At 41.0% G+C, this 21,165-nt stretch carries 11 protein-coding genes; 2 read left to right on the top strand and 9 right to left on the bottom strand.

Translation table 11 applies throughout. The features are described from left to right. Positions 1-107: 107 nt before the first annotated feature. The 6 genes from K0R93_RS02520 to K0R93_RS02495 all read right to left on the bottom strand — a co-directional run bounded on the left by K0R93_RS02520 (position 108) and on the right by K0R93_RS02495 (position 15,946). Entirely contained in the window at positions 108-1,433 is a 1,326-nt protein-coding gene (locus K0R93_RS02520; protein WP_300297104.1) for a S41 family peptidase, read from the bottom strand. A 151-nt stretch (positions 1,434-1,584) separates the two neighbouring features. Continuing rightward, entirely contained in the window at positions 1,585-1,947 is a 363-nt protein-coding gene (locus tag K0R93_RS02515; RefSeq protein WP_300297101.1) for a four helix bundle protein, read from the bottom strand. Between the two features lie 71 nt (positions 1,948-2,018). Further along, positions 2,019-3,539, bottom strand: a complete 1,521-nt coding sequence (locus K0R93_RS02510) for an S-layer homology domain-containing protein (protein WP_300297097.1) — start codon at positions 3,537-3,539, stop codon at positions 2,019-2,021. Between the two features lie 242 nt (positions 3,540-3,781). Further along, positions 3,782-5,434 (bottom strand): hypothetical protein, encoded by a 1,653-nt coding sequence (locus tag K0R93_RS02505; protein WP_300297094.1) that lies wholly within the window; start codon positions 5,432-5,434, stop codon positions 3,782-3,784. Positions 5,435-5,438: 4 nt separating this feature from the next. Further along, positions 5,439-11,831: an IPT/TIG domain-containing protein gene (locus K0R93_RS02500; protein WP_300297091.1), complete on the bottom strand. Its 6,393-nt coding sequence runs from the start codon at positions 11,829-11,831 to the stop codon at positions 5,439-5,441. Positions 11,832-11,848: 17 nt separating this feature from the next. After that, complete coding sequence (locus K0R93_RS02495; RefSeq protein WP_300297088.1) at positions 11,849-15,946, bottom strand: Ig-like domain-containing protein; 4,098 nt, start codon at positions 15,944-15,946, stop codon at positions 11,849-11,851. Between the two features lie 279 nt (positions 15,947-16,225). Between K0R93_RS02495 and K0R93_RS02490 the strand changes: the two genes are divergently transcribed. Together K0R93_RS02490 and K0R93_RS02485 are read left to right on the top strand one after the other, a co-directional pair. Continuing rightward, the gene (locus K0R93_RS02490; protein WP_300297085.1) at positions 16,226-16,978 is read left to right on the top strand and encodes a stalk domain-containing protein; all 753 of its coding nucleotides are present in this window, start codon (positions 16,226-16,228) and stop codon (positions 16,976-16,978) included. A 164-nt stretch (positions 16,979-17,142) separates the two neighbouring features. Then, entirely contained in the window at positions 17,143-17,715 is a 573-nt protein-coding gene (locus K0R93_RS02485; RefSeq protein ID WP_300297082.1) for an S-layer homology domain-containing protein, read from the top strand. Positions 17,716-17,768: 53 nt separating this feature from the next. Here K0R93_RS02485 and K0R93_RS02480 read toward each other — a convergent pair whose 3' ends face one another. The 3 genes from K0R93_RS02480 to K0R93_RS02470 all read right to left on the bottom strand — a co-directional run bounded on the left by K0R93_RS02480 (position 17,769) and on the right by K0R93_RS02470 (position 20,956). Further along, positions 17,769-18,281, bottom strand: a complete 513-nt coding sequence (locus K0R93_RS02480; RefSeq protein WP_300297079.1) for a transposase — start codon at positions 18,279-18,281, stop codon at positions 17,769-17,771. An 86-nt stretch (positions 18,282-18,367) separates the two neighbouring features. Then, positions 18,368-19,870: an S-layer homology domain-containing protein gene (locus K0R93_RS02475; RefSeq protein WP_300297076.1), complete on the bottom strand. Its 1,503-nt coding sequence runs from the start codon at positions 19,868-19,870 to the stop codon at positions 18,368-18,370. A gap of 15 nt (positions 19,871-19,885) precedes the next feature. Continuing rightward, positions 19,886-20,956 (bottom strand): right-handed parallel beta-helix repeat-containing protein, encoded by a 1,071-nt coding sequence (locus K0R93_RS02470; protein WP_300297073.1) that lies wholly within the window; start codon positions 20,954-20,956, stop codon positions 19,886-19,888. Positions 20,957-21,165 lie beyond the last annotated feature (209 nt).

Below are 21,165 nucleotides of genomic sequence, written 5' to 3'. Positions count from 1 at the left end.
TGGCAGGGCACCCTAATAGGGTGCTCGTATTTCTGATTTTTAAAATAACTTTAATAGTATATCTTATCCATTTTCTTGCGTCAATAGGCATTTATAAATATTTTTCTTTAATTATGCAATAATTCTAATGCTTTATTTAACTGCAAATCCTCTGGTGATTTCATGTATATATCCACAATCTTATTATTTAGCATATCCCTTGTTTCTATGTCTAATATGCCATTCTTGTCACTAAGGCTATTCTCCTCCTGAAAGGCTTTCAATGCTTTAGCAGTTACGACATCCATACTTCCCGTGGCAATAACCTCTTTGTATCCTAAAAAGCTTAGCCGCTGTTGAGCACCGTAGACATTCAGACCTTTTTCACCTTCCACATAATCCTTTTCTTCAATCAGTGGAGCAAAGACAGGCAAATTGACCCTTTTAGGGTTCTCAATGACCACATCGGGTGTGACACCTTTCTCATGAATCCAGGTTTTATTTGGCGTAAGGTATCTAGCAAAGGTTAGCTTCATACCTCCTCCATTCGGTAATTCAGCAACCATCTGCACTGTGCCTTTTCCATAGGTGGTACTACCAATGACTGTACCTGCTTTATTTTCCTGGATGGATGCCGCCAATATCTCAGAAGCACTGGCGCTACCCTGGTTGACCAATACGACCAAAGGAATTTTCACTGGCTCTTTTCTTGAGAATAGTGTTTGCTGACTTTTGTTCTTGTATTCAATGTATACCACAGGTTTGTTTTTGGGTAGAAAGATATCCGCCACGTTTACCGCTTCATCTAGGATTCCCCCTGGATTGTTTCGAACATCTACAATGATTCCTGTTACCTCTGCTTTTTTTAGCGCTTCAACTGCCTTGTCTACCTCGTCACTGACCTTTTCAATAAACTCGTCTATTTTGATATAACCTATATTGTTTTCAAGAACCTTATAGGTGACCGGCTGGAGTTTAATAATCTCCCTAGTTACCTCGGCTGTTACAATTTGTGCTGTCCCTGTTTTCTTTACACTAAGCCTTACCTTGGTTTGGGGCTGGCCCTTTAAAAGTCTAACCAGTTCTGGCAATCCATCTTCTTCTGCTGTTTTTCCATCGACAGATAGGATCAAATCTCCCGCTTGAAGGCCAATTCTGGCTGCAGGCCCCCCTTGAATCACCTCATCGATCATCAATTCCCCATCATATTCCGAAAGAGTCACTCCGATTCCGGCAAAGCTTCCTGCGTTTCTTTGATCAAAGGTTGTATATTCTTCTTTGGAAAAATAATTGCTGTACGGATCTAAGGGGTAAAACATCCCCCGCATGGCCCCCTCTATGAGGTCCTGCTGTGACACCTCAAATAAATAATCCTCTTGAATAAGCCGCATCAAATCGGAAATATCATTAACTTTAAGAGGCGCTGCTTGGATAGGAACTACTGTAATTAACATACTGACTAATACTAAACAAATGATCCGGTTCATAGATTTTATCATATTCCCAAGTCCTTTCTATATGAGGTTAAGGTTAAGGTTGAGGTTAAAAGCAAGAAAATAAATCTAGGGATTAAGTCTAGATCAATCGAAGAATTGGAGTTAGGAATTAAGTAGAATCGTTCAATGATTTAATCATTTTATTAATCTCATAGATAATTCCTTCAAGATCCTTAATTATCGAACTTGTTTCTTCTTTACAAAAGTATTCTATTTCTGTCCCATATAGAATATGATGAATCGTTTCATATGCAGAGCCCCTAGAAATGACATAAAAATTAGTTTTCTCTCTTGTGTGCCTCCGGCCAAAGCCTTCAGCAATATTAGCACCCATGGAATTCGCTGATCTACGTATTTGAGAAGTTAGTCCATAGTCCTCTTTACGGGGCAAATTATCTGTCAGCTTAAAAATTCTCACCGAAACATCTAATGCCTGTTTCCATATGGGCATATCTCTAAATTTTCTATACATAGCATCTCCCCCAAAGCGCTGCTCTAACGCATTTCCTTAACCTTAGCCTCAACCTTAACCTTATGACCTTTCTAATTAAACTGAATAATATTCTCTCTATAATCTCTTTGTAAATCTTTTTCCAAGAACTCTAGGAAACGCACCAGCATAGACGCTGCTTCTGCTCTAGAAACTACTTTATTTGGATTCACCCGATTCATTTCATCCCCTGAAATCAGGTTAATCTCTCGGGCTACGTAAATACTGTCCCTCGCCCAGTTTGGAATGGAACGATCATCGGCGAAGGATGTGTAGTAGCCAGGGTTTGGTGCCTTATTTTCAAAGCCTAGGGCACGGATCAATATAGATATCGCCTGGGCCCTTGTCAACGGCTCCTTTGGCTGGAACGCTGTGGGTGATACACCTGATATGATTTGTTTTTCCAAACCACTTTTGATATATTGGTAGTTCTGGTCCTCTACCGCCACATCCTGGAATGGTGATTGCTCCGGTGGTTCATTTCTTCTTCTCGTGGTCTTCTTCTCTGTTTCCATGGTGGTCCTGATATCACAGGCTCGGATAATTCCTTTGGTAAATTCTCCTCGAGTAAATGGAATGTTCGGCGAGAAGAACGAGGATTGCTCATCAAATACATCTAGAGAATATAATTTTTCGATGCTCTCTTGAGCCCAGTGTCCGTTTAAATCTCTGAATTTTGGTACAATCAGTCGTTCAAGCTTAGGCACCATTTGTTTGGAAAGCTGAATACTGTCTCTTTCTCTTCTGGAGCCGTCCAGTTCTCCATCTCTAAATCTCGGTAGGTTATAATCATATCTGGACACCATTTCACGGTTGGTAACCCGTATATGTCCACCGTTAAAGCTTGAAAAATTTGCTTCATTGCCCGAGTATCTCAAATTCTTTGTCATGCTGTCAGACACCTGAACCTTTACAGTACCCTGCCAGGATACCTCATCTGTATCCTCTGAATCATCTTCAGCAATGGTTCTTGTGGAACTGATTACATAATCGTTGATCTGTGTGTCCGTATTTCCCCAGAAATTCTCATACCCGGCGTTCCCTCCCGTGATATCCACAGTGACAGTACCCTCGGCATCTTCAGGTTTTTTCCCATTGATTAAATAAAGCTTACGTCCTGTCATATTGCCAGAATAAAAATCTGCAGCTGGTCGATTGTCTATGACATCGGATTTAGAGAATTGATAGTCAAATAATTCATACTCATCCTCACCAATCTCCAAAGTCTCTTTTGGTTTTCCAGATATTTGTGTCTGGGCGATGGTCTGTCCTTTATCATTTCTGGTAGTATAATCCACCACATAGGTGATCGATTTCGTCAATTCTGCGTCGATGGATTTGTCCTCTGGTTTTAATTTGTTAAATTTATAGGTAATGGTTTTTGTCTCTCCTTTATCCTTTTCTGAGACCGTGAATGTTCCTATAAATTTTATGGGTTGTCCCGTGATGAAGATCACCTCTTCATAGGCATATTCGTTATTAATCCCTCCGGAAAATTCAGGAGGCGCGGCCCATCCACTGATAGGCGTTGTGCACAAAATGATTATCATCAAGCTTAATACGAGCTTTTTCACAGTTCTTTACCCCCTTTATTGTTCGCAATTATATGTGTTAGCATTATTGAAACGAATTCCCTATCTATAGTTACACCCTATGCATTTCGGTACGCGGTGCGCGGTACACGGTTCAAAGGGAGGCTATGGTCTGTCTTTTAGTTTTAATGATTCTATTAGTAATTATAGGTGTTTTTGGATGGTTTTTCAATTTTCTTTTGGAAATGGAAGTTGAGGGATAGCATTATCCCTCAACTAAACACTTATTTTACAAGGATTACTTTTCCTTCTAAATCATCTCTTACCATATAAAGTCGATCACCCGGCTTTAGTTCATAGGGCTGGATGATGCTATCATTTTTAATAATCATGGCTTTTTCTAAATTCACCTTAAAGGTTGAATTTTTTGCCATCCACTCTTTCCTTCTGCTGCTCCAGTCTTTACCATCCCTGACATGGACAGTCCAGCCTAACAGGGTATCTTCCTCTACCCTTTCCACTACCCCATTGGTCGTTCTTTGTCTTAACAGAGAATCCATACTCTTTTGAACCACAATGCCGCAAATCCGATCTCCATCCGTATAGACATATCCATACCAATCCTTTAAGCCCTTATCTTTTGCATAATCGGTGGTCTCATCAACGGCGTAGTCCTTGGCATAGAACTCCTTTGGCGAAACTGCCTGCTGGCTCTCCAGATCATAGACGAAGGTATCATTGTCATAATATAGTTCTTTTTCTCCGCTGAAGGATTCCCAGTCATTTTGATTTAGGATAAAGAAATTTTTCAATGTCACATTATTTTGTAGAATGACATCTAATCTTCCAGCATAAACTCCATATTGTCCAATATTGGAATTGTTTATATCTTCATTGTAGAGATAAATTACATCAGCGGTCAGTTGACTGCCTCTGCCATCAGCCACCACATAGGCATCAGCCTGGGCATTGATACTGTACATATCAACCAGTCGCCCATTTTTTACGATGATGGTCCCTTCATGGAAAGTAAGATTCTTATGATTTCCCAGTTCTAAGGCCTGGGTATACCAATTCACATCCTCAATCTTATCGGAAAAATCTGATTGATACTGCCCCTTTACAATCATCTTCTCTGCCCGACTCTTGCCAAAGAAATCCTTTACCGCCATATAAACAGTCTTGCCTTTGTAATACTTTAGATTCTGGTAGGATATCTTTTGTCCCCCCACATAAAGGGGTAAATCCGTGGTATAAGGAATACTCATGGTGGATTGCACCAGCTCCCACTTACCATTTTGAATCTTTTCCACATCCTCTAGCACGATTTGATTCTCTAACTGACTAGAAACTGTGAGCTTTCCCCTAAGCAAATCCTTTACAAGGATAGAGTCACCCTCGATCTCCATTCGACTGATAAAACGGGTATCCATTTCATCAAAATATAGTCTTACCCGATCACCTTCATATAGAGAACTAAGGGAAATATTGACGCCCCTTTTCAAAGCAACGGTAGCTGGAGAAGTAAAATATGTTTCATTACTGCCAAAGGGGGTTTGTATTTGTATTTGGTCTCTATCAATCCCTCGGACGATACCCGTCCTCACTTTTGTTCCTGGCAGAATATAGCCAGGGTTTTCTGTAGAGAAGCTCTCCAAAGTGCTTAATCGTCTTCCCTGTAGTTCTCCATAGACTTCCATGCCTGGTTTAAAGTCTTTCAACGTCACAAGAATACCATCTATGGTAAGTACTGCTTTAGGCGCTAGAGGAAGCAGATGGATGGTACCATCATACTCCTCAATCTGAATCTGATTTTCCACGATCGTCTTGATGTACCCCTCTATAAATCCATCTCTATAGGGGCCATTCATGTCACCATAGGAGGTAATAGAGCTTACGAGCAGTAATATGCACAGTGTCCAGATAATCTTTTTCATTGTTTTACCTCCTACCTAGTATCATAAACTTGCCCAATCTGTCTGTAAGTGCAGTAATCGCCATGCTGTCTGCATTACCAGCTGCCACAGCCACCCATTTCCCTTCATAACCATCGTATCGGTTTAGGGCAAAGGATTTTAGTTTTCTTGCATCTGCTTTTACGCGGTCAACATCTAAGGTTACCTGAATGGATGAGCGTATATACTCTATTTCCGTACGATCCTTGCCTACGAAAACAGCAGCTTTGATGGCATATGCTGTGGATACACCCGTCTGGCCATTGGTACCTGCTGTGGTAACACCTTCTGCCGTTGGCCCGATTTCAATTCGTACGCCAGCATCTTGTTTGTCCCTATTTTCCCTTACTTTGTCATTATAGAAGGAATTTGGATTCAGCTTGATTCTGAAGTCTTGACCATTGACAACAATGCTCTTGGTACCTGCATCGGCCACTACCGATGCCGGGATACTAATGACAACTTCTTTACTGCCTGCTAGGCTGCCCTTGGTTAGGTCGATGGTAAAATCTTTTCCCAAGTCTTCCTTGGTTCCGATCGTCACCTCTGCCCGGTCTCCATTTTTGCCTTGTTGGGTCTGTTCTCCCAGACTGCCATCATTATCCGGTGGTCCTACTTTGCTGCCCGTTCGAACGGTATTACTGATGTTTGAAGCCTTGGAGGATCCAAACTCACCGATAGCCTTAACGATAAATTTGTAGCTTGTCTTAGGTTCTAAATCTTCATACACAAAGGCTGTTAATTCTGTGGTGCCGATGACCTCCTGGACATTTTCATTGATCACCACAAATATTTCATATTCCTTGGCATCGGTTACAGGATTCCAGTTAACCTTGATGTATCGGTCATATACCAATTCTGCAATGACACCGCTAGGTGCTGCCAGTTCTGGTACGCCATATTTGATGTCACCATAAACGTTGCTGGCACCTCCATCAGCATTTACCACGATTACCCCGCCTGTATCCTTCTTCCCTGGCGGTGTTTTTACAGTAAGTGTTTCCCCATCAATGATCTTTACATCGGATCCTTCCGCCCCTTGTTTCAAGATATAAGGCTTGCCATTGAGATAGATTACATTCCCTGTGGGCGCCTCAGCCTTCACCTCTTCCAATACTGGGTTAAAGATTACCTTTGCCCCTTCGTAATATCCTGTACCCTTTAGCTTTATTTCCTGCCCACCAAGGATGGAAATCACGCTGATTCGGGCTGTCTCGGAAGGGTCTGCAGGATCAACCACGGCTACGACCGTCGGGGTGCTCAAGTAGGTAAATGTACCATTGGCACTGGACAGTGCGCCATCTGGATTTTCAATTTTCACTTCTACTTCCCCTGGGGCCCGAGGCGGTGTAATGACTTGTATCGTCTTATAGTCGATTACCTTCACATTGGCTGTGGGTACCTGGGTATCTCCGAAGAACACCAGCAGGCCTTCTCTGAAATCCTTCCCCTTAATAATTACGGTTGTCCCACCGCTGGAAGGCCCTTGGGCCGGTGTAATTTCTTCAATAGCTGGCTCCGTTTCCCCTTTGATGAACTCAATATAGATTGGCGGTACCGAAGCATCGGAAGCGGCATTTCCGCCATCTTCGTTGCTTACCACAACTCTATACCGTTTACCAACGACCTTCTCATCTACGGCTGGCATGGTAAAGGTCATTTTGCTAGGGAGCTGGTAATTGATCTGCTCTTTTTTAACATCTAATATATCCCCAATTTTAATCGTTGCATTTTCTCTAAAATCCGTTCCCATGACAGAAACAATATTCCCGCCTTTATACGTCAAGCGCAGAATCTTCATCGGAACACCGCCAACGGCTTCTTCACTTGGATTTCGTCCATCCTTTGTGATATTCACGATGGTCGGTCTACTGCTTGGATTCTTATAGGTAAACTTCCCTTCTGCTGTTCCACCATCTGGATTAATGACCGTTAAAGATACTTGTCCTACCGTATGATAGGATGGTGTGTGTACCACAATCTGATTTCCATTGATAAATTCTACAGCCGGTGCATAGCCCCGCTCCACAAATAATCTTCGATCCGATACCTCAACGCGGATCCACTCGTCTCCTCTGTCTCCACTCACATAGGATTGGAGGTTTGGATTCGTAAGCAGGCTCACGGGTATGTAGACTGCCTCATTGTTGTAAGGGAGCTCTACAGAATAGTTTACCTGATTCTCCACAATACTAAGGGTTAGCTTGGTGTTACTTGCATTCTCTCCGTTGTAGCTGACGGTAAGGCTGCCTGCCAAGTTAACAGTTGCCCTGCTGTTGTCAATTCTTCCTGAATTCAACTGCTCCCTAGGAATATCCTTATTATAGATATTTCCTAATCTTACAAGGGTTTGCTTTACAGAAACCGTGTCATAGGTTGTACCATTTTTTCTGTACTTTTTTATATCACTTTGAATAAAACCTTGACCATTTACCTCGACCTTGTCGCCCCCTTGTTTCTTTCCTTCCGATGGTATAATTTTGTCGATCTTGGGATTTGAACCTTCATAGCTATACTTTACTCGGTTGGAGATTCCCGCATCGTTGTTCACCACGTATACGTCCACATCCCCAGCTTTTCCTTTTGGTGTCCGCACTTTTAGGTAGCCACTGGAAAACTCTAGGATCTCAGCTTGTGCTGTTCCAAAGTATACCTTGGGCAGTACAGATAAGACAACTTTGTCATAATCCCTAGGCGGTACAGAATTTTGGGCAATGACTCTCAAATCACTTAGGCTTTTACCCGTATAATCGTCAGGTCCTTTGGTTCCATCATCGGTGATAAAGGTTGTACCATTAAAATACACTCCGTTTATATCACGGTATTCTTCCTTTGGACTAGGGTTCCATACCTGATCTCTATTGGCATCATTATACGGCTCATAGAATCTAAAATCCTTCCCAGTAATTTCAACGATCTCCTCTCCAGCAGCACTTCCTTTTTGAGGAACAATCTTGATAATCTCCGGATGTGAAGTTGGAACAATATAGGTAAATCCATTTTCTAAACTGTCACTACCCCCATCAGGGTTGACGACAACGACAGGGACCGTTAACCGATCTGTTCCATATTTGGCACGAATATCAATGTTCAACTTAGGCACTACCGCTTCGATAGCATCCCCACTTAGGGCCACATTGATCTGCGCTTGGGGCACTTCGATACCATTGATAAACACTTTGGTTTTTTCCACGCCATTGTCTACGAAGCATTCTTTATCCAATTCCTTTATTCCGAAAATCTTAATGATATATCCGCCATCTACTGAGCCTTCCTTTGGCTCTACCTTATCGATTTTGGGTTTGCTGGAAGGCTGGGTATAGTAGTAAAATCCTGCTTGATCCTTTTTGGTATCTTTTTTGGTATCTGGATTTTCTACTGTAACATCATAGTAGCCATCCCCTGGTAATACTGGAACTGTAAAATAGATTTTGTCTATCCCCATAACCTTTACATTATTCCCTGTTATGGTTCGATTGTTTGTCGTTGTATCTGTTTGCACAATAAATGGGGTCATCACCTTCAGTGTCAGGGTTGTTGTGCCATCACTCAGGATCATCTGATCATAATCCCCACTGGCATGCTGGGCTGCGATGACTGTAAACGTACCGCCCCCGTCCTTTTCAGCCTTTATATTAGATCCTGACCCATCAGCTTTAATGATAAATTTTTGGTCAATACCGTTGGTCAATATCACATTTCCTAACACATCTTTGTCTAATGTATAGAACCGCTGGGTGTCCTCATTTTGTAGTATGATACTATTGTAATAATTGGCTAAAATCAAATTTCCCCCTACATTTGTAAGGATACGCTGTCCTGAAGGCCCAGCGGTATATTCTTGCAGGGTGATTTGTCTCGTCACCGGATGTCGATAATACTCATTGATATCCTTCCCTTCAAGCATCACCCTTGCCCCAATTAGCTTGAAAATATCCTTCTCTAGGGCTGTTGGATCAGGCTTTACAAAGTTCTCTCCGTCAATCACCACAAGGGTGCCGGTTTTTCCTTTTTTCGGAGAAAAGTCTATAATCTTTGGATTTGTGTAGGTTCTCACATACTTATAGGGATATGTAGCAACTCCCCCTGTGGTTGGATTTAGCACATAGACCAAAGTATCGCCTTCTCTTCCCTTCGGAGATTTGAAGTCGATTTGGGTACCAATCCCATTTCTCTTGATTCCCGTCACCTCTTTGCCATCAATAAATACCTTCACATCCGATGCAAAGTTGGTTCCTATAATGACGATATCTTCGCCCCCATCAACAGTCACCACATTTGGCTTCACTTCTTCGATTACTGGCACATCAAGGGTTGAAACAAATTTGATCATATCAGATTTTAGTGTGTATAATCCGTAGTCTTCTGATCCCCTCATGGCATTGGCAACACCGATCCCTTGTAGGGACGCATTCACTTTCTCAGGTGCAATGGTTAGTCCTGAAGGAATACGGAGGATGATTTTGCTGCCCACCTCATTCCCCACTGTACCATCCATCAGTTTGTCTTGGGCATTTAGGACCTCAAGATAGGCACCAGGTAATGTGGCAGTGCCTCCTCGATGTTTAATCGTGACCACATCGCTTACCCTTGTAATGACGATTTCACCATTGTCATCATTTCCACCCAGAACCACCTTTGGGTACATCACCAATTCTTTATTGGCATTGTCCCCAGTCTGAGGTGTATGCTTATAGACATGAAAGTCCTTACCACTCAAGGCCAAGATTACTTCATTTGCGGTCTGGTATTCACCTGGATTTACTTCCTTCATACTGACTACATTTGGGATCAATGTATCAATAATCGGCTCCGTAAAGGTCTTAATATAGGTATAGGCATTATTGGCAGTGGCTTGTTCCTTGATTGTATATTCATTGGTCCCTTCCTTAATAACCGTTTCAATATTTACAATGACGTCCTTAATCAAATCATTTCCATCGTCCCCAAGGCCTTTGGTCAACACGGTTAATGTATCGAACTGGTTGGCGCCATATTTAAAAATCTGTTTGCTGAGGTCTTCTATTCTAAAGTCAGCTTCTCTCCCGATGATTACAGATATGTATCGTGTTACCTGTGCTGGTTTCCCTTCATAGGTTCCTGCAGTCCCGTTCGTTGGCTCATACATAATCTTTAACTGCTGCAATTCATTACGCTTCTCCACAGTAACCCGTACTGGGTTCGTTACATCAATCCCACTATCTTTAAACCCTTCCAGTTTATCAATATTGAGCTCTTCAAAAAACTTACCGTTTATTTTCACCTCGGAACCTGAATCAGGTCCTGAATTTGGCTGCACCGATTGAATCTGTGGTAAGATAGCTCCATCTACTACCGTAAACTTACCAATGAATAACCTTTTTACGATCAGTTTGGATAAATTATCCTCAGGCTTTATACCTGCAGGATTAATATAGTTGGTGATATACACATCATAAGTCTTAAAGTCCAGCGTATCTGGTATATTAAAGGTTATGGTATCGTCCAGGTTTGCTATGCGATTTATGATGATATTCTTTCCCAAGTGCTTTCCTCTAAAGGGTTCATTGGCCTGGTCCGTTAAAAACACGGAATAATCTTCTGGGAAATCTTCTGTAGTCAGTGTAACTTTATCCCCTCTTTTTCCCTTTGTTGGATTCATGTTAATGTCTTCTGCATCAATCTCAGTAATTTCCTTATAGATACTAAAGGCATCAATATATCGATAGGAGATTTCTACCTCTACTGATCCAGTATCTATGGGCTTAACATATTTTTTCAGTACCTTTAAATTCTGAATACCTAAGCCTGTTGTGGTTGGCACAACCTTTGGTTGTTCTGTACTTGGGTCTGTTGCAGGAATTCCAAGGTAAGACGAAATGTCTTGTTCTGTAAGACCTTGGTAATAAAATACTTTTATGGTCTCTAAAGTCGTATCGCCCGCTTCAGGTGTGGTCTTGATATTGTTTAGATTATTTGCAACAACCGTGAGGTTTCCCTCAGAAACCACCATGGCAGGACTAACGCTCTTAATTTCTGGCATATCACTGGCATCAAACACATAGGTCTGTCCATTGATCAAGAAAGTAGCACCGGCCTGGCTGGTGGAAAGGCTATACTGTGCAAGGTTTACACCTGTATAAGAAGCCGTTAATCGTGTATACAGACCATCCGCTCCCTGTATAAATGTTTCCAAGTTGGTTAAATCGTTCCCATGAACCGCTAAGTTATAGGATGTGGGAAGGTTATAGTTCCCACTATAGATCTTCATTACTTCAATCTTTGTTATTTGGGGTTCTGCAAACGCTACGCGCAAATCGCTCCATGGAAATACACCGAAGGTCATGGTAAAAATAATCACTAGAGACAATATGCTTTTAAGGGTCTTCTTCTTTATCATTGTTTCACCGCCTTATCCTATTCTACAGCCACGAAAATACCTGGTTCATTACTTGCTATCTTCACTACACCGTTTACTACATCTACTGCTGCATTTATTTCATAAAAGCCTCTTGTGTTTTCATCATATCTATAGACTTTTAGCTTCTTCCCATCGGCGTTCTTAAATGGAATAGATATGCTGATGCTGGATGTCTTAAAGTTCTCACCCGTTACCTGTATAAAGTCTGATTTGACACTTCCTTTTAATTTTTTCTGTATGGATTGAATCATGCTGGTGGAGGTTCTACCTAGTGCAATGCTGATGGTATCATCCTGTCCATTGGGGTCTAGGGTCAATCCATAAAGGGTGATGTTTGCCCACTTAGATTTTGTTTCTAAGATACCAATAACATCTCTTTTGTCTCCTTTATAGCTGATTTTCCTTATCCATACCTCCTGCCCCATCAAGTCATCTAAATCTAGTCGCAAGGCGCTGTCATCGGTATAACGAGAATTCAAGTATAGCGTATCCTGACTTACCTTGATTTCTCCTTTTATATCCCCTTGCCGTACTTCTTGCTTGAAGCGAAAGTCTTCATTAGGAACGCTGTCTTTATTCCCACCGCTTACCACACTAAAGGCGCCGTATTCAATATTTTCATTGCTGCTGCCGCTGGAGATTTTGATGTTATAGATCCCTGGTGAAAGCTTACTGCTTCCCCTTGGCAGATACACTTCCAGATATTTTTCCTTGGTTCCATCGGTTTTCATTTCCTCTTTCACACTAACGCTGTATGCTGAAATCTCATTGAAATACACCTTGGTGGTATTGCTATCAAAGAAATCACCCTTGAGTATAATAGGTTCGTTGATATCATAGTTTTGCGGCACACTTCCAATGTCTACTTTCCCTATATATGGCATGCTGTTTGTATGAAATAAATACTGGAGCTCTGTGCTATATCCTGCACTATTCCCCACAATTTCTGGCCGCAGAATGACTTGGTACGTGGTTTGGGATCTTAATGGCTTTACAGGGATATAAAGTATTGCTTCCTTGGAACTGCTGTTTTTCACAAGCAAATACTTACTGATGGCACTATCCCGATTGTAATCACCCATTTCTCGAATTTGATTGATGAAATCCGTGTCAATCATGGAAACTTGACTCCCTAGGGACACCACACTTGAATTCATGATATTGACTAACCCAGTTAGCCCGTTGAAATTCAAGGTGCCATTCGGGTCGCTGAAGGTGATTCTCAAGAAATACTTTCCACTGGTGAAGCTGTCACTCACCCCATGTACAAAGCTTTGTTCATTATAGGTTCCATCGTGGACTGGATACTGGGCAATCACATTGGGCGAGCCCATGGCTAAAGTCTTAAAACCTACGCCTCCAGGCGACGTGGCTGGTGCTTGGCTTCCATCGAAATGCACCACCACTTGATATTCATCTCCACTGGCCTGATTCACAAGGGCCGTCTTAGCGGCACCTTTGATGCTAACCTTTATTTGATCTGCCCCTAGGTATGTAATGTATGCCTTCCCTATGACAATATCTGCACCGCCTTTAGAAGGTACCAGCCGAACTTCTTTAATGTTTTCTTCAAAATTATAACCTTTTATGTAAAATACATGTTCTGACGTATTCAGCAGTTCCCCAATGGATGCTGTTCCATTGTCAATGGATTCAATGACTGGGTTCTCACTGATATCACCCGCCACTACGAATTCAATTTCCCTCGGTGGTGTGTATGTTTTTCCTCTGGTTTGAAAAACATCTCCAGGGATGAACAGTTTATAGCTCTTGCCGCTGGTCAACCCTTGATTCGGGTAAAGACGTAATAGTGTTTGCTTTCCACCGCTCGTTACTTCATAAATAATTTTTACTTTTCCTATATGAACGTCCCCTTGCTTCACTGTGAGGTTAACTGTTGCCAATATATTCCCTTTGTTATCTAAGGCCACCAGCTGCGTTTGTCCTTTGCTGATTCCTTTCACCCGACCGCTGCCATCAACAGTAGCAACGTTTCCATTTTTCGTAATCCAAGATACCGGACTTGACGTTGGATTCAGCTCTGGTGCCACCGTAAATTGTACCGTTGTATCTACATCGAGTGGACTCGCATCCATCAAGGTTGTTCCGATGATTACCTTATTCTCTGTGTAGTTGACAGGCCGCAGCAAAATCCTTCCAAGGGCGTTATTCTGATAACTACTGCTCACAATTTTTCCTTCTGAAGCTGCAGGTATAAGTTCTGCACCAAAGCTTATGGAAATAGGGTTGCTAGGAGAATATTTTGAGGTTCCTACAATTCTTTCCTTGATATACGGTGTTGTACTTATGATTTGAGATGTATATGGGGCTGAATCTGAAAATCCCCAGGAAGGAATACTCGTCTCCCCATTTCCCTTCGTCCAAAAGTAGAAATCTATAGCTGCCGATGTATTCACACCATGCAGGTCCTCAATCATTTCACCTTTGATACGGAGCTGATATTGATTTAGACTATTTAGGGGAAACTTGGCTTTTATTCTTAAAATATCCTTGTTCTGACCTACAATCTCTATGCTTTCAATGGCTGTTTTTTCCTTATAATAAACAGAAGCAGTCACTGTGGCTCCGTCATCAGGAGTAGTAGCCAGCTTAAAATTAGCTCCATCGTTCATATACCAAAACTTTTTGTCGTATTGAATGCCGTTCTGAGCGTAAGCCTTGGCCCCTGGATCATTCGGGTCTACCGCAGGCATTTTATACAATTCTACTCCATTGATTCGATCTGTCTTCTTCGTATCCCCATCCCAGTCCTTATCCCATTGAATGGGTCGATTCATCTTTATGTATATGTAGCCGCTCTCTCCCAATTGTGTACGGTTGAGATCCCGAATATCATCGGTGAAGCTTTCATTAGATCCATAGGCTGAAGCCATAGGTGTATCTCCCAGGCTGCCTGTCCGGAAATTTAACATAATGCTTCCCTTGTTCACAATAGATGTTCCATCTAAGGTAAAGGTGTTGGCTGGTATGGTTACGCGATAGCTTGTATCCTTTTTTAATCCCGGTTGATTCACATCTTCTTGCACAGCGATGCTCAGTGTTTTTTTATCCGCTGACAAACTGCGTGTAACCGCAACCGCTGCCCCAGAAACTGTCTCTTCAAGCTTGATAAGATTCATGGCCCCTAATGCTGGTTCAATGACAGGCTGTTTGAATTGAAAGGTAATGACAGGCTCCAATCCTTCATTTGTTCCGTTATTTAATGGTTTTGTGCTTGCCACAATATTGTCGGTGGCAAATCCTAGATTCAACGTATCATTGAATATTTTTCCATCAACATCTGGGCTGGCGGTTAAATACACAGTTTTTTCTTTTAGGGTTATTTGATACGCTGTTAAATCTTTAAATTTCCCATCCTTTGAATCAATGTTTAAACTGTTTCCTATGATCTGTATGTTAAAGTTATCTAACGGCTCTGATATGTAAGAACTACTGCTATTTAGTAAACTTTTCGTTGAGATGGTTATATAATTTCCGATCTGAGAAACATCCCAAAACGCTACATTATCTATAAATGTAGCGATGACCTTACCGTTTTTATAGTCTACACTGTTTTGTGTATTATAGGGTACTGTATTTTTTAAGATATCACTCCCTGCTGCTCCATTGTTGGTGACAAAGCTAAACGTTTCTCCAAAGCTTATATCTGCTCCATTATTCTTTGCGAACAACCCTTCTGGAAGGGAAAGCAGATATAATGTGTGCTTCCTCAGTTGATAGGGAGATGTATTGGTCACGTCTGTTTTAAGCTTAAACTGCAAATATCCATTTGTTACACCAATATCAAATTTATATGTTTCATCCTCACTACCTGCATATACCTTGATATTGTTCAACAGACTTGAAGACTGTAAAACAAACCCTGGCGCCACAGGGAATTTGATTACCCCAATTGTATAGGGCACATTCTCCTGTCCCTTTATAATGGTCACTCCCGTTTGGTCAGTTTCAGCTGTAGTAAATAGGTCTACTTTATTGACAACAGTACCTACAGCCGCCCATCCATTCTGTATTGGCGTTGTAGAAGCTATCAGTGTAAAAATGAGTACAAAGATGATCATTCGTTTTGTCAAGACAATCCCCCCAAATGTAGATAGAATTCTAATATAGATATCGGCATGGTTCCCCATAAATTTCATCTTTTATAGGTATTTCCATGATTTTCTTTATTCTTCATCATGTCCTTTTTAATGGTACCATTACAATTGTCCCTTGTCATTATTCAACCTCTTGTCGTCTACAATTTTCGTACTTTTTCTCCATATTTCTCTTTCTGTGACTTTGGCTGTAAATCCTCCTTTTTATGTGTTACAATATGATTACGAGAATGGAAAATATTCGGAGGTGAACAAATGAAAAAGAAACGATTCATTTTTATTCTAATCACTTTGATGCTTGTCTTAAGTCCATCCTTAATCAGTGGTAAAACCATTAGTCAGACTATTACAGCTTGGTTTTATGATATCAAGGTCAATGTGGATGGACAAGCGTTAAACTTCTCATCCAGTCCCTTCATTTATAACAATCATACCTATGTCTCCTTAAATGATGTGGCAGCGCAGTTGGGTTATACCATCCAGTGGGATGATACAAACAAAACTATGACCTTAGCTTCCTCTGCCAATCATGGTGTAGCTTTAAATACCCTTAAGTATGATATCGATCGAAAAAACTTAGAAATCAGCAATTTAAAATATCAATTACAGCAAAAAGAACTAGAATTGTCCATGCTTCGAGAACCACGATCTAGCAGCAGTTCATCTACATCAAATACAACGCTTAGCCGCTTAGAGGATGATCTTGAAGATGATTTTTATCGTTATAAGGATGATTACGTGAATATGCGGTTCGAATATACCTTAACGCAATCCTCGAGCGGAGATATTCGGGTCCGAATGGATGGAGATTTTTACCGTTCCTCCAGCACATGGCGCAATCGTGACAGCTACGATTTCCGTGACTTTATTTTAGAAATTTGTGAAGAAATAGATTCCGAATACAACGAAGATATCGATGTTTACGTTTATGATGAGGATGGCTATCGCATAGGTTATTACGAATACAGCGACAGCAAAAATCGAATCGTTGACTATGATGAATATTAAAAGATACACTACATACGCTTGACCCTTATACAACAAAAGATCTAGCCCCCTGGCTAGATCTTTTGTTGTATTTCGTGATTGTCTAGAGAATGTAATAGGATTGAAATATGTCTGTCATCATTTGCTGATATAATGGAGACAAAGAAAACAAAAGGAGGCAATCTATGACTACAACAATGAAACGAACTTTACTTTTAACGATTGTTTTGCTCATGTTTACCTTACATATCAGCTCCGCAGCAGAACCTCCCAAACTCCAAGACGTGGGTATTAAATTAAAGGCTTTGGGCCTCATGGTTGGTGACCCTGATGGCAGCATGCGCTTTCAGGATAAAATTACCCGAGCGGAGTTTGCAACCGTGTCTATCAAACTGATGGGCAAAGAGGCTTTGGCTGCAAGCCGTAAGGGCCCAACAAAATTCAAGGATGTACCAAAGGATCACTGGGCCACTGGGTTTATCAACGTTGCTTCCGACAGCAAGCTGATCAACGGCTATGAAGATGGTACATTTAAACATGACAACACCATCACCTATGGGGAAGCTTTGACGATTCTTGTGAATGCCTTAGGTCATGGAAAGGATGTCGCCCCTGGGGATTGGCCCAACAATTTTGTTCAGAAAGCTGAGCAAATTGGCTTAACCAACGGTTTAAAGTTAGATCCCAGTAAACCCATGACAAGGGGAGATGTGGCCATTCTTCTAAACAACAGTTTGACAATTCCAGTAAAGAAATAATCCAGGAGGGACCAAAAGTCCCTCCTAGTTTTATGCTTGTGATTCTTTTATGCTTATTCATTATCACTATAGTACTTATCCAATTCCCATTTCAATGGATTAGTATCGATATATTCCCATATTTTTTCATACTCTGTCTCATCACGGATAATGCGATCATAATAAGATTGCTGCCACACTTTTTTATTGAATGTCGGATAATTTCCATCTCTTACCCCATCTATATATAGTTTGGTAGTCAAAGTTTTAAAACGATGTATATACTCGGATAACCTCATCGTAGGGAGCGGCCCCTGTGCCGTTCCATCATGTTGTATTCTCAAAATTGCATGTAAATGATTGGGCATAATAATACATTTATCTATCGAAATACCCGGATAAAATTCAGGAATTTCTTCAAATTTATCTAATACCATTTTACCTGCATTATTCAAAATCATCCACGCATTCTCAATCCTTCCAAACAAATGCAAACGGTTTTGTGTGCATATTGTAATAAAATATAGTCCGTTTTGGTTGTAATCATAATTTTTCAGTCGTTGTAATTTCCTTTGTGACAATTCCATCGATATCACCGCCTTATCAACGGAACGCCACAGGGGGCGCTCCCTACATTTGTTCTAGGATAAAGTTTTCAACAATATCAATATATTCATATCTTCAAATACCTCAGTGCCTCTGCTAACAGACTCACCGCCTGTCTTCTTGTCAACAGTGCATCGGATTCAACTTCTGGCAATGTGAATTTTACTGGCCCATGTATCCTTTTCATAGTGCTTTCCAATACCGCTGCAGCTTCCTCTAGGCTAAGGTTTCCATTCCCCATCAAAGATTCATCCTCTAACAATTCTGCGGCCGTTTTTACATAGTCTCGAGCCCAAGGGGGCACGTTCATAGACCCAGACGCCATATTATCTTCCGATAATGGCACATCTAATGCACGAATCCATGCAGTAGTCCATTCCTCCCTTGACATGACATCATCCAATCTTAATGTTATATCTTCGTATCCCCTCATGATTCCTAATGTTAATATCTTTATCAAATCAAGCTCCATATCTTTACCTGCTATATCAGTGAAAGCAGGATATGTCCTGTCCTCTAGGACTGCTAATCTATTAAAGTTAATGTTCTTACTTATAGGTCCTACTGTTAAAGTGTTTCCATGAATTTCTCCTCCTAAGTAAATCCACTTCTTCTTCTCCTCATGAAAATAATAAATCCCTAATCTATTTGTATCTAGATCCTCTCCTTCAAATGGAATCGTAATCTCTAGTATCATTTGCGGGGTATCTAGCCAATAAATCTGACTGCACAGTTTTAATCCTTCTTGAACAATGCTGTGGATATCTAGGGTATCCAGCTGATTTTTATCCCCATAATTCCCAGGGTTATCTTGAAAACCTTCATCGTCTTCCACAGAACCTATCGGTAAACTGCCATCTTTGTCTGATGTATCATCATTGGGATCCCCACTGGGGTTATCCTCAGGTTCATCCCTAGGAACATCAGGGGGTGTATCGTTAGGTTCTTCGTCAACATCATCATTCGGAGGATCCCCTGGTTCTTCATCAGATTCATCATCAGGTTCTTCAACGGGAGGTGGGGTAGGATCTTCGTTAGGTATTTCCTGGGGTAATGATTCAATATGAATTTCCATTGGTGGTGCTAACCATGGGTTTATATAACTATACTCTATACCTGTTTCAATAACGCTTTCTTTCACCAACTGACTTGCTGGGGCCAAGGTTATTTCTACATCTCCAGTCCCTATGGCTTCAAAGGACAATGTGCCCAGAGCCCGTTCAGCCCCTTCCAGCAGCGGCTTGTCCTTCTTCAATGCGAAAACAAACCTTACTTCACCAAGCCTATCCCCTATGCGGGTGATGGACCTTTGAAAATCCACCATATCCTCATCTGGTAATTCGATTTTTTTGGAAATGAGTTTCAATTTCTCATGATCATAATACAAAAGGATATCGCCGCCTGCAATTCCGTCGATATCCTTTGCTGTAATCTCAATATTGAAGGTTTCATGGATTGTCATTTCCTGCAGGTTTATGTTCATTTCAAGGCCAGGCCCTGTGCCATAGACTATAGAAAAATAGAGAAAAAAGAAAACTAAACTCAAACTAAATATACATCTTTTCCTCACCCCTTCTCCCCCTTTCTATTCGGCAATCCTTCTGGTGATGGCGATGAGATCTAAAAAACTGATGTGCTGATCTTTATCCATATCATAAATCCAGTTATCTTTATCTACAGCCTGCTCCAGATAATCATATGCATCTTGAAGATCTGCCATTGTATATGGATCCTCAGCATATCTACGAAAGTCTTCAAAGAGGGCCCAATCGCCATAGTCGATGTTCCCATCAAAAATATCTTCTTCTGGACCATCCTTGTTTCCCCACCAGTTTCTAGTAAAACTTAATGATCCATTTCCTCTATAATATACTTCACCAGTATTCTTATAGATCCAGTTGTTTTTGAATTGAAGATCCTGATTGTCTTCCTTCACTAGAATTTTTCTTCCGTCCCTCTCAAAGGTATTGTTCTGAATCAATCCTGCAGCCCCTTCTCCATCATGTATGTTGAAACTGACTCCATTAAAATGATTGTTTTCAATAAGCACGTTACTGTTTTCCAGATTAAATCCATAAACTGCCGTATCAGGTACATCAAAAATATTATTTCTTACTACAACCTCCGCCCCATAAATAGAAGGTTGAATGTATACGCTTCCCCCAACCACTTCATTTGATTCAAATAATACTTCCTTAAGTCTCGAGGCAGTTGTATAGAGAGGTATACAATTTAGGAACTGACAGTCCTTGATCGTGATGTAATCGGCTGCACCTTTCACCACCACCACATCATTTCCTGATATATTCATGTTTTCTAATTGAAAAGATGTAATATTTCCTAGATTAAATACTGGGCCGATTCCTCTATTTTTAATAATGATTTTATTTTCCTGATTGCCTAATCCTCTAATTGTCATGGACTTCCTGATGTTTAATGATTTCACACCAAGGGTTGAGATGGTGATAGGCTTATCCACATAAAGGGTACCATTCTCTTCCACATGGGTTAAAGCTTCGACGATATCCTGATAATGATTTATCCCCTCCTTGTTATCATAATATACCGCTTGATACACAGTGGGTTCCTCTCCATAAGATAGGCTGATAAGGATGATGAAAAAACAAAACATCATAATAATCATTCCTTTTTTCAATGTATCCCACCTTTCTTGTAAAATTGTAAAACTTTTCAAAATAATTAGTTTTATTCCATATTATAACATATTTTCCCATATATCTATCCTTTTCTTCATAAATTTCGGACAGGATGACCCTGCCCCTACTCAATGTTGTGAATACTCGTCGGTAGGGGCGGGGTCACCCCGCCCGTGATAGGATGATTGAATCAAAAAGAGATCAGTAT

The organism is Anaerosolibacter sp. (assembly GCF_029240175.1).
GTDB lineage: Bacteria > Bacillota > Clostridia > Peptostreptococcales > Thermotaleaceae > Anaerosolibacter.
This window is presented reverse-complemented; position numbering and strand designations above follow the sequence as displayed.

Coding starts and splice junctions, on each gene's coding strand:
- K0R93_RS02520 (WP_300297104.1), bottom strand. CDS start 1,433: ATGTTAATTACAGTAGTTCCTATCCAAGCAGCGCCTCTTAAAGTTAAT.
- K0R93_RS02485 (WP_300297082.1), top strand. CDS start 17,143: ATGACTACAACAATGAAACGAACTTTACTTTTAACGATTGTTTTGCTC.
- K0R93_RS02500 (WP_300297091.1), bottom strand. CDS start 11,831: ATGATAAAGAAGAAGACCCTTAAAAGCATATTGTCTCTAGTGATTATT.
- K0R93_RS02480 (WP_300297079.1), bottom strand. CDS start 18,281: ATGGAATTGTCACAAAGGAAATTACAACGACTGAAAAATTATGATTAC.
- K0R93_RS02515 (WP_300297101.1), bottom strand. CDS start 1,947: ATGTATAGAAAATTTAGAGATATGCCCATATGGAAACAGGCATTAGAT.
- K0R93_RS02505 (WP_300297094.1), bottom strand. CDS start 5,434: ATGAAAAAGATTATCTGGACACTGTGCATATTACTGCTCGTAAGCTCT.
- K0R93_RS02490 (WP_300297085.1), top strand. CDS start 16,226: ATGAAAAAGAAACGATTCATTTTTATTCTAATCACTTTGATGCTTGTC.